This window comes from Sphingobium fuliginis (assembly GCF_004152845.1).
GTDB lineage: Bacteria > Pseudomonadota > Alphaproteobacteria > Sphingomonadales > Sphingomonadaceae > Sphingobium > Sphingobium fuliginis.
Window position 1 is genome coordinate 343287 of record NZ_SEON01000001.1, and the last position, 13667, is coordinate 356953.

Below are 13667 nucleotides of genomic sequence, written 5' to 3' on the forward strand. Positions count from 1 at the left end.
CGACCAGCGCAGGTTATCCCCTCCGACACGCCATGCGGCGAAATTGGAAAAGGGACTCCTCATGAAGAAATATCTCATTGCGGCCGCACTTGTTGCGGCGCTGCCTTCCGTCGCGTCCGCGCAGGAGGAAACGGCGCCCGACGGCACCCAGGCCTTCGGCGTCGAACCCTATGTCGGCATATTGGGCGGCTATCACACCTTTGACCGTGGCACCGAATTCGGCAGCGTGCCCGGCGAGACGATCATGAACGGCGCGATCATCAGCGGCGTCGCGGGCGTCAACGTGCCGCTCGGTCCCGTCTTCGTGGGCGTCGAGGGCAATGCCACCAAGGGTTTCAGCGACATCGACTGGGAATATGGGGTGAAGGGCCGCTTCGGCGCGCGGGCCGGTGAAAGCGGCATGATCTTCGCGTCGGCCGGCTATCAGTGGGTCAACGGCAAGGGCGGCTGGCCGGACCGCAAGGACTGGATGTACGGCCTGGGCGTCGAGGTCGGCCCGAAGGACATCGGTCTGGGCGGCGTCACGGGCAATAGCGGCATCCGCCTGCGCTTCCAGACCGAAACCTATGATTTCGACAGCTTCCGGCCCACGGCTGGCGTGATCTTCCACTTCTGATCCCTCCCATGGCATCGGCAGGAGCGCCCGTCGGCAACGGCGGGCGCTTTTGCTTTGGGGAAACAGGCTGGACATGCCGAAGCCCCTTAAAAGGCGCGGCAAATCCGCTTATGGTTGCTTCTTCCATCAGGGAGACCCATCGATGCGTCATGCGTTGACGGCCGTCATGGCCGCCGCCAGCCTTATCTCCATTGCCCATGCCCAGTCCCCTGGCGCGCCTGTGAATGGGGCGACGCCCGCGACGCCGGCCAATGCCATCGCAGCGACCATCGCGAAGGACATGGATGGGCTAATGACCCTCTATCGCGACCTGCATGCCAATCCCGAACTGTCCGAACAGGAAAGCGCCACCGCCGCCAAGCTCGCCCGGCGGTTGAAGGCGATGAAATTCACCGTCACCGAAAAGGTCGGTGGAACGGGCGTGGTCGCGGTACTGAAGAACGGCTCCGGCCCGGTGCTGCTGATCCGCGCGGACATGGACGGACTGCCGGTGACCGAGCAGACGGGGCTGGAATTCGCCTCCAGGGTGAAGGCCAAGACCGCCGACGGCGCCGAAACCGGCGTGATGCACGCCTGCGGCCATGACACGCACATGACCGCCTTCATCGAAACCGCGCGGCTGCTCTCCACGATGAAGGAGGAATGGAAGGGCACGCTGGTGATGATCCTTCAGCCGGCCGAGGAAGTGGGCCGTGGCGCGCGGCTGATGCTGGAGGATGGGCTCTACACCCGCTTCCCGCGCCCGACCCATGCCATCGCCTTCCACGACGCCGCCAATCTGGAAGCGGGGAAGATCGGCTATACGCCGGGCTTCGCGCTCGCCAATGTGGACAGCGTCGACCTTTTGGTGCGGGGCGTGGGCGGCCATGGCGCCTATCCGCAGACGACGCGCGACCCGATCGTGATCGGCGCGCGGATTGTGACCTCGCTGCAAACGCTGGTCAGCCGGGAACAGGACGCGTTCGACCCGGCCGTCGTCACCGTCGGCAGCTTCATGGGCGGCGCCAAGCATAATGTCATTCCCGACGACGCGAAGATGCTGCTCACCGTGCGCAGCTATTCCGATGAAACCCGGGAAAAGCTGATCCGGGGAATAGAACGCGTCGCCCGCGGGGAAGCCATTGCGGCGGGCGTGCCGGACGACAGGATGCCGGTGATCTCCGTAAAGGACGAATTCACGCCCTCCACCTACAATCCGCCCGCCTTCGCCAACCGGATGGCGGACGTGCTGAAGGCCCATTTCCCCGAGGGCACCGTCAGCGAAACCAGACCCTCCATGGCGGGAGAGGATTTCGGCCGCTATTACCGCGCCGACAAGAGCATCGAAAGCTTCATCTTCTGGGTCGGCGGCGTGCCGGCAGACCAGATGGCGAAGGCGAAGGCCGGTGAGGTCAGCCTGCCGTCGCTGCACAGCCCCTTCTGGGCGCCCCAAGCCGACAAGGTGATCGCCACCGCCAGCGAAGCCATGACGGTGCTGGCGATGCACATATTGAAGCGGGATTGAGGCTGAAGCCCCTCATTCCCCCTCCCGCAGGCGGGAGGGGGAATGTCTTGGCCTGGCCAAAAGCCACCCCGCCCCGCAACCCATGAAAAAGGGCGCCACCTCCCGGCAGCGCCCTTTCCCAATCCATAAACCCGGTCAGGCGCCCGCAGGCGACGGATCACCGAATGGCCCCTTGCGCCGGCGCGTCTTCGGGATCGAAGACCCGGCCGCCGGGATCGCGGACGGCTTGATCGTCGTGCCGTCATCACGGGTGATCTCGCCCTTGTCGAGCAGCGTCTTGATTTCCTCGCCGCTCAGCGTCTCATATTCGAGCATCGCATTGGCGAGCAGGTGAAGCTGGTCCTCATGACCCTTCAGGATTTCCTGCGCCCGCGCATAGCCCTGCTCGACCAGCCCGCGGATTTCCTTGTCGATCAGCTTGGCCGTCTCGTCCGACATATGGACACGCTGGCTTTGCGAATAACCGAGGAATGTCTCGCCCTGCTGCTCTTCATATTGCAGGGGGCCGAGCTTGTCGGACATGCCCCATTGCGTAACCATGTCACGCGCGAGCTTGGTGGCATATTGAATGTCGCCCGAAGCGCCCGACGATACCTTGTCATAGCCGAAGATGATCTCCTCGGCCACGCGGCCGCCCATGGCGACGGCCATGTTCGCGTGCATCTTGTCGCGGTGATAGCTGTAGCTGTCCCGCTCCGGCAGGCGCATCACCATGCCCAGCGCACGGCCACGCGGAATGATCGTCGCCTTGTGAATGGGGTCCGAGGCCGGTTCATGGACAGCGACGATGGCATGACCCGCCTCATGATAGGCGGTCATCTTCTTCTCATCGTCGGTCATCACCATGGAGCGGCGCTCGCTGCCCATCATGACCTTGTCCTTGGCCGCCTCGAACTCGTCCATGGCGACCAGACGCTTGCCGCGGCGGGCAGCCATCAAAGCCGCTTCGTTGACGAGGTTCGCCAGATCGGCGCCGGAGAAGCCCGGCGTGCCCCGCGCGATCGTGCGCGGATTGACGTCCGGCGCCAGCGGCACCTTCTTCATGTGCACGGCCAGAATCTTCTCGCGCCCCTCGATGTCGGGACGCGGCACCACGACCTGCCGGTCGAAACGGCCCGGACGCAACAGCGCGGGGTCCAGCACGTCGGGACGGTTGGTCGCCGCGACGATGATGATGCCCTCATTCGCCTCGAAGCCGTCCATCTCCACCAGAAGCTGGTTCAGCGTCTGCTCGCGCTCGTCATTGCCGTTGCCGAGGCCCGCGCCGCGATGGCGGCCGACCGCATCGATTTCGTCGATGAAGACGATGCAGGGCGCATTCTTCTTCGCCTGCTCGAACATGTCGCGGACGCGACTCGCGCCCACGCCGACGAACATCTCGACGAAATCCGAACCCGAAATGGTGAAGAAAGGCACGCCCGCCTCACCCGCGATGGCGCGGGCGAGCAGCGTCTTGCCTGTACCCGGCGAGCCGACCAGCAAGGCGCCCTTGGGAATCTTGCCGCCCAGCCGCGCGAACTTGCTCGGGTCCTTCAGGAACTCGACGATTTCCTGCAATTCCTCACGCGCTTCGTCGATGCCGGCGACGTCATCGAACGTCACCTTGCCGTGCTTTTCGGTCAGCAGCTTGGCCTTCGACTTGCCGAAGCCCATGGCCCCGCCCGCGCCGCCGCCCTTCTGCATCTGGCGCAGCACGAAGAAGGCGATGCCCAGAATCAGCAGGAACGGCAACGACTGGTAGATCAGGATCATCCAGAAGCTCGGCTGTTCCTCCGCCTGGCCGGAATATTTGACATTATAGTCGTCCAGCAGGCCGGTCAGGCCGGGGTCGTTCACCGGGACAGTGCTGAATTTCTGCCCGCTGCTCAGCGTGCCGGAAATCCGGTCGGTGGCGATGGCGACATCCTTGACCTGGCCTTCCTGCACCTTGGCGCGGAATTCGGAATAGGCGATGCCGGTCCCGGCGGTCGACGCCGTGCGGCTGTCGAACATGGAGACGAACAGCAGCAGGGCGACAATCACCCCCGCCCATATCATCGCGCTCTTGATCCAGGGATTACCCTGCGGGTCCTTCTCGTCGTTCATTCACCACTCTCTTTCACCCGGCAAGATAGGATGCCGCAGCAAAATCGCAAGCGCGCGCCTGCTAAGGTCAGCCGCCGATAAATTGCGACAGGGCGATATAGGCCAGGATTACCGCGACCCCCGCCGACAGACCGCAAAGCATATAGCCGGTATAGAGCAGCATCGGCGGATGGGGTCGCTCCATCCGGTGATTACGCTGCGCCGCCGAAAGAATGACGCTGGCCAGGAGGCCATAGGTCACCGCCGCAAATTCAAACATGAATCGAAAATTCCCACGCTCAACTGGCTTCATTAACCAACATAGGCGTTAAGGAAAGGTCATTGCGCCCGATCAAATCGACGGATTGTTCGACGGATGCGCCAAGCCGTGGAACCTTTCCGTAACGATCATTGCCAGCGTCGCTGGGGCGCCAGCGTCAGAGTCCAGCAGGCCCCGCCCTTCAGGATGAGGCGACCGATGCTCATCTTCTCGCCCCGGCGCGCCGCCGCGACCAGCCTGTCCACCGCTTCCCCGCGTGGCGGGGCGGCATCCGGCTGCAATCGCGCGATCATGCGGAGGATCAGGCGGCGCAACAATTCGCGGGGCAGGTCGGTCCGGTCCAGCGTCAGCCCGCCTCCACCCGCGTGCACATGGCGCGCTTCCAGATCGTCGACCGTCCAGTCCAGCGCCTCCTCCGCCTCGGCCAGAGCCGCCGCGCTGCGTCCCGCCGCCGCGGCGTCGATCCAGTCGACACCGGCCAGCGCCATGCGCAGGGCAGCCCGGTCGAAGCGCGCATCGCTGTTCGACGGATCGTCGACATGGGGCAGGCCGCGTTCCAGCGCAGAGGCGAGCAAGTCGGCCTTGCGCACGCCCAGCAGCGGGCGCAGCACCACGCCCTGCCGCGCCCGCACGCCGGCCAGCCCGCCCACGCCCGCGCCCCGGTTGAGCCGCATCAGCAGCGTTTCCAACTGATCGTCCGCATGATGCGCCGTCAGCAGCCAATCCAGCCCCCGCGCTGCCCGCCAGCCTTCCAGCAGCCTGTACCGTTGCGCTCTCGCCCAGCTCTGAACATTGCCCCGAACCGCGCCGGTGGGATGCAGGGTGGCATGCGCGATCCCGGCGCCTGCGCACCAGTCCGCCACCATCGCCGCCTCCGCTGCCGAAGCCTCGCGCAAGCCATGATCGACCGTGGCCGCCTCGACACGCCCTGGAAAGGCGCGCGCGGCGAGGTCGAGCAGCGCCATGCTGTCAGGCCCGCCGGAAACCGCCACGCCGAAACGAGCGCCGTCGGCATCCCCGACCAGCGCCATCATCGCCCGGCTCAGTTCCGCGACGGGATCGCCCTCGGCCATGGGGACTTCAGGCGGTGCACTTGGCCCTGGTCCGGCCCTTGTCCATCATGCCGCGCAGGCCGTTCGACAGGCTGGCGCCGTAGACCTGCTCCAGTTCCGCATAGACCTTGCAGGCGTCGGCGGGCTTTTTGAGCTGGATCAGCGCCTCGCCCAGATAGGCCAGGCTGTCGGCCGCACGGTCGCCCTTGGGCCGCTTCTGGTAATTTTCATAGAAGGCGACCGACGCCAGCGCCGGCTTGCCGTCGTCCAGATAGGCGCGGCCCAGCAGGTTCGCCGCCTTGCTGGCGACGGGACTGGCGCCATATTTATCCACGGTCGCCTTCAGCTGCGCCTGCGCCTCCGGATAGAATTTCGCGTCCCACAGGCGGAAGCCATAGGTGTAGGCGTCGTCGGCCTCATTACCCGTCGAGGGCCGCTCGATCGCGGCGACGGCGGTCTTTCGTTCCTCGCTCGCACCATTGGCGGCCGGGCGCGGCGCACCTGGCCGCGCCGATGCGGTGGTGGAGGCCGGAGCGGCCGAGGCGGAGGGGCCGACCGCCGGCGGCACGACCGCGGGCGCGGCACGGCTTTCCTGTTCCGCCTTGTAGCGGTTGAACGCCTCTTCCAACTGCTTCAGCTTGAAGCTGTTTTCCTCCACCTGCCCGGTGATCGAGGCCAGTTGCGATTCCAGCGCATTCACCCGCGCCGTCAAATCCGCCACCGGCGTGGAGGCAGGCGATCCCGGCACCACGGCCGGCGCGGCGGGACGCGTGATCTCCGCCTCCAGCGGCGCGCCGGCCGGGAACACCTTGCGCTGGACCGCGCGCATTTCCTTTTCCAGACGGTCGACCCGAACATCGACGCTGACATTCTGGGCCGCGAGCGGCGGCGCGAGCGCGATGAGCGCCAGTGCAGCCGTCGCGAAAAAAGCGTTACGCATGGATGATCCCCGACTTATATCCGGTGTTAACCATAGGGCGATAATCCGCCCGGTAAAGCGCGACTTTGCGCCAAATTCCGCTGAATCGCCCCTGAACGGATCAGTCGGCCGCAGCGGGCGCAGGTGCGGCGGGCACCGGGGCGGCCGGACCCGTGGGAACCGGGGCCGTGGAGGCCGGAGCCGCCTGCCCCTGACCCTGACCCTGCGCCGCGGCAGGCGCCGCCCGCGCCAGCAGCGCCTCCGCATTGACCGGCACATCGGCGATGGTCCGGTCCGGCGGCCCCAGCGGCGCAATCGGCTTGCCGCCGACCGTCACGGTCAGCGCCTGCGGCCGGCCTGTCAGGATCATCGGATTGCGGGCATTGGCGGGAAGGGTGAAGCTTTCCCCCTTCTTCATAAGCCCGTCCTTCAGCCTCTCTCCCGCCTCGTCATAAATGCGCAGCCAGACATCGTCATTGGCGGTGAACAGCACGGTCTGCACCACCGGCGCCGCCGGGCGCGCGCCTGCTGCCGGCTTCGCGGTCGCGGGCGCGGGGGCACTTTGCTGCGCGGCGATCTCCTCGCCTGTCGGCGGCGTCATCACCTGCGTGCGCCAGACGGCGAAGCCGGCGACCAGGATCACGACGATTGCCGCCGCCGTCCAGGCCAGGGCCCGCGATGGAACCCGCGCCGGATCGGCCGGTTCGAACGCCTCATAGCGGTTGCTGCCAAGGTCGGAATTATGCACCGCGTTGCGCACGTCGGCGGCGATCGCCACCTCGTCCACATCGATGGCGCGGGCATAGGCGCGGGCAAAGCCCACCGCATAGGGAATGCCGGGCAGGGCGGCATAATCGTCGCGCTCTATCGCCTCCAACTGCCGCTGGGCGATGCGCGTCCGCGTGGCGACATCCTGTATCGACAGTCCTTGCGCCTCCCGCGCGGCGCGCAGGCGCGCGCCCGGAGTATTGGGCTGCCGTTCCGGCGCCGCGACGCCGGGTTCCAGTTCAGGTTCTTCTGCCATGCTGCTCCGCGACTTTTGAAGGCTGGCCTTGTCTCATTGCGGGACGGGGATTGTCAACGCCGCGCCGCCCCGGAAAGGCGGGATGCATCGCCGCGATCCCCATTAATTCAATTCAATAGCATGTTCGCCGGCCCAGTCGACCAGCGCCGAACGAATATCCGTCACGCCCTTGTCCAGCAGATCGCGCATGAACCGGCGCAGTTCCGCAGCATCGATGGTCCGGATCATCGCCTTCACCGGGCCGACCGATGCCGGGGTGATCGACAGGCGCCGCACGCCAAGGCCGATCAGCGCCATCGCTTCCAGCGTGCGCCCGCCCATTTCGCCGCAGACGCCGACCGGCACCTCATAGGTTTCACAGGCGCGCACCACGCGGTCCAGGAAGCGCAATATCGCGATGCTCAGCCAGTCGTAGCGCTCCGCCAGGCGCGGATGCGCGCGGTCGGCGGCGAACAGGAACTGCGTCAGGTCGTTGGTGCCGATGGAGAGGAAATCGAGCCTGGGCAGCAGGAGGTCCAGCACCTCCGCCAGCGCGGGCACCTCCAGCATCGCGCCATAGCGCACCGCGACCGGCAGCTTCTTCTTCTGCGCCACCAGCCATTCGCGCTGATGTTCGACGAGCGCCTTCGCCTGCTCATATTCCCAGGGCTCCGACACCATCGGGAACATGACGTGCAGCACCTTGCCCGCCGCCGCCTCCAGCAGCGCGCGGGCCTGCGCCTTCATCAGGCCGTCTCGGTCCAGCGCCAGCCGCAAGGCGCGCCAGCCCATGGCCGGATTGTCCTCCAGCTCCTCCTCATCGTCGCGGGACATGTAGGGCAACGCCTTGTCGCCGCCGATGTCGACAGTGCGGAAGATCACCGGCCGGTCGCCCGCGGCATCAAGGACGTCTCGATAAAGCCGCTGCTGCTTTTCCCGCTGCGGCAAAGTGGCGGAGACGAGGAACTGGAATTCGGTGCGGAAGAGCCCGATGCCGTCCGCCCCCACGATGTCCAGCGCCTGCGCATCCTCCCGCAGGCCCGCATTCACCATCAGTTCGATCCGCTGCCCGTCCACCGTGACGGACGGCAGGTCGCGCATCGCCGCGAATTCCGCGCGGCGCTTCTGCGTCACATGCAGCTTGTTCTCGAACGCCTCCTCCATGTCGGGCGTCGGACGGATCAGCAGATTGTTGTCGGCGACGTCCATCAGGATCAGGTCGCCTTCGTTCACCTGATGGCGGATGTCGCGCACCCGGCCCAGCACCGGCACGCCCATGGCGCGCGCGACGATGGTCACATGGGCCGTCAGCGACCCTTCCTCCAGGATCACGCCCTTCAACCGCCGCCGGTCATATTCCAGCAGTTCCGCCGGTCCCAGGTTGCGCGCGATGAGGATGGCGTCCTGCCGCAATCCGAGTTGCGCCGCCGTCCCGAGCTGCCCCGACACGATGCGCAGCAGCCGGTTCGCCATATCCTCCAGATCGTGCATCCGGTCCTGGAGCAGCGGATCGTCGATCTGGCGCATGCGCATGCGGGTGCGCTGCTGCACGCGCTCTATGGCCGCCTCGGCGGTCAGGCCGCTGTCGATCGCCTCGTTGATCCGCCTGATCCATCCTTCGTCATAGGCGAACATCTTGTAGGTTTCGAGCACCTCCTGATGCTCGCCCTCGGTGCCGAACTCGGCCGTGCCGGTCATGCGGTCGATCTGTTCGCGCATCTTGGTGAAGGCGGAAATGACGCGGGCCCGCTCCGCCTCCGTATCCTCGGCCACGGTATGTTCGATATGGACGCGCGGCTGGTGGAACACGGCATGGCCCCGCGCCATGCCCATCACCAGTTGCAGCCCGTGCAGCACCGAGGAACCGGTATCCTGCACCCGGCTGTCCAGCGGACCGTCATCGGCCAGTTCGGCATTGGCGATCAGTTCGGACAACACCATCGCCACGGTCTGCAGCGCCTCGATCTCGATCTCTTCATAACGGCGCGGCTCCACATGCTGCACGCACAGGACGCCGATCGCTCGCTCCCGCCGCACGATCGGCACGCCCGCGAAACTGTGGAACAGCTCCTCGCCCGTTTCGGGCCGATAGCTATAGTCGGGATGCGACGCCGCCTCGTCCAGGTTCAGCGTCTCGACATTGGTGGCGATCATGCCGACCAGCCCTTCGCCCATCGCCATGCGGGTGACGTGGACGGCCTCCTGCTTCAAGCCCCGCGTCGCGAACAGTTCCAGCAGCCCTTCGCGCACCAGATAGATGGAGCAGACCTCGCTCGACAGCGATTCCCCGATGATCTCCACCACCTTGTTCAGCTTCGCCTGCGCGCTGGTGCGCGCGGCCATGACTTCCTGCAGGCGAATGAGGATCTGGCGGGCGGCGGCGGCGGGCGTGCTGGGCATGTGCCAAGCGCTAACAGATCGCGCGTCCGCTTTCCAAGGCGAATATGCGCGGTTCCAGCGGATTTTCCGTCTATGGATATGGCGGAAATGGACGAGGCTTTCGTTTACAGCCTTAAAATCTCGAAAGTCAGCGAGTCAGGGAGACGAGCATATGGCAGAAATCGATACTAAAGCCTTCGAACAGGATCTGATCGACCGCGGCTATTCCCGCCGCCAGATGGGCAAGGTCGCGGCCCTGCTGGGCGCGGGCGCGGCCGCCCTGCGCGTCACCGGCGCCATGGCGCAGCAGGCGGCGAAGCCGGTGGAAGGCGCGGTGCGCATCGGCGCCAATGAATGCTGGACCGGCCCCTTCCCCGTCGCCGCCGAAGCCGCGTTCAAGCTGGTGCAGGAAGGCAATCGCTACGAACCGAATGACGAACATGCGAAGCTGTTCGCCGCCGTCGCCGCCGTGGAGGGCATCCCGGCCGACCGCATCACCGCCTGGCCGGGCTCCAGCGATCCGCTGAGCCGCGTCGCCGTCGCCTATGCATCGCCCACGCGCGGCATCGTCACCGGCAACCCTGCCTATGAGGCGATCTGGCGCACCGGCGACTGGCTGGGCGCGAAGGTGACGAAGGTGCCGCTCACCAAGGATTATGCCCATGACGTGAAGGCGATGCTGGCGGCCGATCCCAATGCGGGTGTCTATTATATCTGCTCGCCCAACAATCCGACCGGCACGATGACCCCGCTGGCCGACATCCAGTGGCTGGCCGACAACAAGCCGAAGGACGCGATCCTGGTCGTCGACGAAGCCTATATCCACTGGTTCGATGGTCCGAACGCCGCGAAGATGGCGGCCAGCCGCGACGACGTGCTGATCCTGCGCACCTTCTCCAAGCTGTTCGGCATGGCGGGCATGCGGCTGGGTCTCACCTTCGCCAGCCCCGCGATCATGGAAAAGATGATGCGCTATGACGGCGGGCAGGTGACCGCGATGCTGCCGATGACCGCCGTCGCCTGCGGGACCGTGTCGGTGGCGCAGGCCGACCTCATCAAGGCCCGCCGCGCGGAAATGGTCGCCAATCGCGAAATGGCCATCGCCCACCTCAGGAAGAAGGGGATCAAGGTCATCCCCGGCAGCCAGGCCAATATGTTCATGGTCGACTGGGGAAAGCCGGCCAAGGCCATGCAGGCCGCCATCCTTGCGGAAAAGGTGCAGATCGGGCGCAACTGGCCGATCTGGCCCAATGTGTCGCGCGTCTCGGTCGGCTCGGCCGATGAGATGAAGGCCTTCTGCGATGCCATCGACAAGGTTTGGAAAGCCTGATCCAGGTTAACGGCTCATAAAATTTCAGGAATCCGGAGGCGGCGCATTGTGGAAATGCGCCGCCTCCTTCGTTTCCCCCGGTGGAATATGCGCAGTTGATGGAACAACTAGGGGAACAGACGACATGACCATGATGTTGGAAAAGGACGCCCGCGAAGACCTGCTCGACCGGGGCTATTCCCGCCGCACGATCGGCAAGATTTCCGCTCTGATGGCGGCCGGGGCGGCTGCCGGCAACCTGTTGATCCAGCCCGCCCTCGCGCAGCAGCAGGCGGCGCGCGGGGTGAAGGGCGCGGTGCGCATCGGCGCCAACGAATGCTGGACCGGCCCGTTCGAACCGGGCGTTCAGGCCGCGGCCAGGGCCGCCGCCGTCGGCAACTGGTACGATCCCGACAATTACAAGGGCGACCTGATCGCCACCATCGCCAAGGTGGAGGGGATTCCGGAATCGCACATCATGCTGTGGCCGGGTTCGGGCGGGCCGCTGGTCAGCACGGTCGCGGCCTTCTGTTCGCCCACCAAGGGCCTCGTCACCGCCGATCCGACCTTCGAATCCGCCTGGCGCACCGCCGATTATCTGAAGGCCCCTATCGCCAAGGCCCCCCAGGCCATTGGCAAGGGGCACGATGTCAAGGCGATGCTGGCCGCCAATCCCAATGCCGGGCTCTATTATATCTGCACGCCCAACAATCCGACCGGCACCATCACGCCGCTGGCCGACATCGAATGGCTGCTGGCGAACAAGCCCAAGGATTCGTTCCTGCTGGTCGACGAAGCCTATATCCACTGGTTCGACGGCCCGAACGCCGCGAAGCTGGTGGCGGGTCGCAAGGACCTGATCGTCATGCGCACCTTCTCCAAGCTGTTCGGCATGGCGGGCGTGCGCCTCGGCCTGACCTTCGCGGACCCCGAAGTGCAGAAGCGCATCAGCCTGTTCGGCCCGACGGCGGGCGGTCTGTCGATCACCGCCATGGCCTGCGGCAATGCGGTCTATCCCGAAGCCGGCCTCATCAAGGCACGCCGCGCGGAAATGATCGCGAACCGCGAGGAAACCATCGCCTGGCTCACCAAGAAGGGCATAGAGGTGCACCCCGGCAGCGAGGCCAATATGTTCATGGTCGACTGGAAGACCAAGCCGGCCAAGGAGATGCAGGCCGCCCTGATCGCCACGCCGGAAAAGGTGCAGATCGGGCGCAACTGGCCGATCTGGCCCACAGTCTCGCGTGTGACCGTGGGTTCGGCCGACGACATGGCGAAGTTCCGCGCCGCCGTGGACAAGGTGTACAAGGCCTGATTTCCTTCCCTAGGGGTCGCAGAAAGGGCGTCCGGTATATCCGGGCACCCTTCTTTCCATCCTGGGGCAATCCAAGGCATTTCCCTCCCGTAGTCGGGAGGGGGATGTCCGCTCTGCGGCCGACCTAGAGCCAATCGACATTCAGAAGATGACGAGCCGAAAATGGTGGTTTTCCGTGACCCGGAGCGCAGCCTACTCAAAGTAGGTGAGCACCGGAAGCACGGAAAAGCGTCATTTGCAGGCCGTCAGGGCTGAATGTCGATTGGCTCTAAGCCATGCCCGCCGAAGTCTCGCACAAAGCCTTGAACTGCTCGGCCATCTGGTCCCAACCGGGGTGGAATCCCATCTCCTCATGCTTCGCCATCGCTCCGGCATCCCAATGCCGGGCCGTCGCGGTGAAGCGCGTCCCCTCCCCCTCCACGGCAAAGCTCCAGATCGCCGTCATGAAGGGCGTCTGCGGTATCCAGCCGGAGGCATAGGCGTCGGTCGTCACCACCTTCTCCTGCGGCACCACCTCCAGCACGATGCCTTCCATCGGCCCCGTGTCCTCGCCATTCGGGCCGAACATCCGCACCGCGCTCCGCCCGCCGGGCCGCAGATCCTCCTCGATCACCTCGGCGCGCCAGGGCTTCGGGCAGAACCATTGGTCCTTGAGGTCCGTCCATACCTTCCACACGATTTCGCGCGGGGCGGCGATGTGACAGGTCACCGATAGTTCGAATTCCGCCGCGCTCATGCCGGCCTCCCCTCGAAAGCCGCCTTCATCCGGGCGGTATCCAGCTTCTGCATGGTCATCATCTCGTTCATCATCCGCTGGATGCCCGGTCGGTCGCCGGTCTTGTAAAGGTCCATGATCTCCTGCGTCACCAGCTGCCAGGACAGGCCATATTTGTCCTTCAGCCAGCCGCACGGGCCCGGCGACCCCCCATCGGCTGTCAGGGCATCGAAATACCGATCGATCTCCGCCTGATCCCGACAGGCGACGGACAGCGAGACCGCCTCTGTGAAAGGAAATTTCGGCCCGCCGTTCAGCGCCTGATAGCTTTCCCCGAACAGGGTGAATTCCACCAGCAGCACGTCCCCGCCCTTGAACGGACTGGGGCTGGGATTATCGTCGGGATAGCGGCTGATGAAATCCACCGATCCCCCGAACAGGGATGTGTAGAAGCGCGCGGCCTCCTCCGCCTGCCCGTTATACCACAGGCAGGGTGAAATCTTCGACATGG

General features: G+C 65.5%; 12 protein-coding genes. 4 read left to right on the top strand and 8 right to left on the bottom strand.

The window, feature by feature from the left end:
• Positions 1-61: 61 nt before the first annotated feature.
• A complete protein-coding gene (locus EWH10_RS01850; RefSeq protein WP_044660041.1) occupies positions 62-616 on the top strand; it encodes a hypothetical protein in 555 nt (184 codons plus the stop codon).
• A 142-nt stretch (positions 617-758) separates the two neighbouring features.
• On the top strand, positions 759-2120 hold the full coding sequence (locus EWH10_RS01855) for an amidohydrolase (RefSeq protein ID WP_065846003.1): 1362 nt from the start codon (positions 759-761) through the stop codon (positions 2118-2120).
• 135 nt (positions 2121-2255) lie between these two features.
• Here the strand turns inward: EWH10_RS01855 and ftsH are convergent, their stop codons facing one another.
• From ftsH to ptsP, 6 genes are all read right to left on the bottom strand, one after another.
• Positions 2256-4205, bottom strand: a complete 1950-nt coding sequence (gene ftsH / locus EWH10_RS01860; protein ID WP_025549726.1) for an ATP-dependent zinc metalloprotease FtsH — start codon at positions 4203-4205, stop codon at positions 2256-2258.
• 67 nt (positions 4206-4272) lie between these two features.
• Entirely contained in the window at positions 4273-4464 is a 192-nt protein-coding gene (locus tag EWH10_RS01865) for a hypothetical protein (protein ID WP_025549725.1), read from the bottom strand.
• A 128-nt stretch (positions 4465-4592) separates the two neighbouring features.
• Complete coding sequence (gene tilS, locus EWH10_RS01870; protein WP_044660043.1) at positions 4593-5537, bottom strand: tRNA lysidine(34) synthetase TilS; 945 nt, start codon at positions 5535-5537, stop codon at positions 4593-4595.
• A gap of 7 nt (positions 5538-5544) precedes the next feature.
• Positions 5545-6456 carry a tol-pal system YbgF family protein gene (locus EWH10_RS01875; RefSeq protein WP_044660044.1) on the bottom strand — a complete coding sequence of 304 codons (912 nt, stop codon included), beginning with the start codon at positions 6454-6456 and terminating at the stop codon, positions 5545-5547.
• A gap of 100 nt (positions 6457-6556) precedes the next feature.
• Positions 6557-7459 carry a helix-turn-helix domain-containing protein gene (locus EWH10_RS01880; protein WP_044660045.1) on the bottom strand — a complete coding sequence of 301 codons (903 nt, stop codon included), beginning with the start codon at positions 7457-7459 and terminating at the stop codon, positions 6557-6559.
• Positions 7460-7561: 102 nt separating this feature from the next.
• Positions 7562-9838, bottom strand: coding sequence for a phosphoenolpyruvate--protein phosphotransferase (gene ptsP / locus EWH10_RS01885; protein ID WP_044660046.1), 2277 nt, complete (start codon positions 9836-9838; stop codon positions 7562-7564).
• 151 nt (positions 9839-9989) lie between these two features.
• Here ptsP and EWH10_RS01890 point away from each other — a divergent pair, with 151 nt between their 5' ends.
• Together EWH10_RS01890 and EWH10_RS01895 are read left to right on the top strand one after the other, a co-directional pair.
• Positions 9990-11147 carry a pyridoxal phosphate-dependent aminotransferase gene (locus EWH10_RS01890; RefSeq protein WP_025549721.1) on the top strand — a complete coding sequence of 386 codons (1158 nt, stop codon included), beginning with the start codon at positions 9990-9992 and terminating at the stop codon, positions 11145-11147.
• A gap of 124 nt (positions 11148-11271) precedes the next feature.
• On the top strand, positions 11272-12441 hold the full coding sequence (locus EWH10_RS01895; protein WP_044660047.1) for a pyridoxal phosphate-dependent aminotransferase: 1170 nt from the start codon (positions 11272-11274) through the stop codon (positions 12439-12441).
• Between the two features lie 268 nt (positions 12442-12709).
• Here the strand turns inward: EWH10_RS01895 and EWH10_RS01900 are convergent, their stop codons facing one another.
• Positions 12710-13177: an SRPBCC domain-containing protein gene (locus EWH10_RS01900; RefSeq protein ID WP_044660048.1), complete on the bottom strand. Its 468-nt coding sequence runs from the start codon at positions 13175-13177 to the stop codon at positions 12710-12712.
• A complete protein-coding gene (locus EWH10_RS01905; RefSeq protein ID WP_025552101.1) occupies positions 13174-13665 on the bottom strand; it encodes a VOC family protein in 492 nt (163 codons plus the stop codon). Before EWH10_RS01905 ends, EWH10_RS01900 begins: the two co-directional genes overlap by 4 nt.
• Positions 13666-13667: the final 2 nt, after the last annotated feature.

What these genes read in the sequence shown, in the direction of transcription:
- EWH10_RS01905 (WP_025552101.1), bottom strand. Translation starts at nt 13,665, where the DNA reads ATGTCGAAGATTTCACCCTGCCTGTGGTATAACGGGCAGGCGGAGGAG.
- EWH10_RS01900 (WP_044660048.1), bottom strand. Translation starts at nt 13,177, where the DNA reads ATGAGCGCGGCGGAATTCGAACTATCGGTGACCTGTCACATCGCCGCC.
- EWH10_RS01850 (WP_044660041.1), top strand. Translation starts at nt 62, where the DNA reads ATGAAGAAATATCTCATTGCGGCCGCACTTGTTGCGGCGCTGCCTTCC.
- ftsH (WP_025549726.1), bottom strand. Translation starts at nt 4,205, where the DNA reads ATGAACGACGAGAAGGACCCGCAGGGTAATCCCTGGATCAAGAGCGCG.
- tilS (WP_044660043.1), bottom strand. Translation starts at nt 5,537, where the DNA reads ATGGCCGAGGGCGATCCCGTCGCGGAACTGAGCCGGGCGATGATGGCG.
- EWH10_RS01865 (WP_025549725.1), bottom strand. Translation starts at nt 4,464, where the DNA reads ATGTTTGAATTTGCGGCGGTGACCTATGGCCTCCTGGCCAGCGTCATT.
- EWH10_RS01855 (WP_065846003.1), top strand. Translation starts at nt 759, where the DNA reads ATGCGTCATGCGTTGACGGCCGTCATGGCCGCCGCCAGCCTTATCTCC.
- EWH10_RS01895 (WP_044660047.1), top strand. Translation starts at nt 11,272, where the DNA reads ATGACCATGATGTTGGAAAAGGACGCCCGCGAAGACCTGCTCGACCGG.
- ptsP (WP_044660046.1), bottom strand. Translation starts at nt 9,838, where the DNA reads ATGCCCAGCACGCCCGCCGCCGCCGCCCGCCAGATCCTCATTCGCCTG.
- EWH10_RS01890 (WP_025549721.1), top strand. Translation starts at nt 9,990, where the DNA reads ATGGCAGAAATCGATACTAAAGCCTTCGAACAGGATCTGATCGACCGC.
- EWH10_RS01880 (WP_044660045.1), bottom strand. Translation starts at nt 7,459, where the DNA reads ATGGCAGAAGAACCTGAACTGGAACCCGGCGTCGCGGCGCCGGAACGG.
- EWH10_RS01875 (WP_044660044.1), bottom strand. Translation starts at nt 6,456, where the DNA reads ATGCGTAACGCTTTTTTCGCGACGGCTGCACTGGCGCTCATCGCGCTC.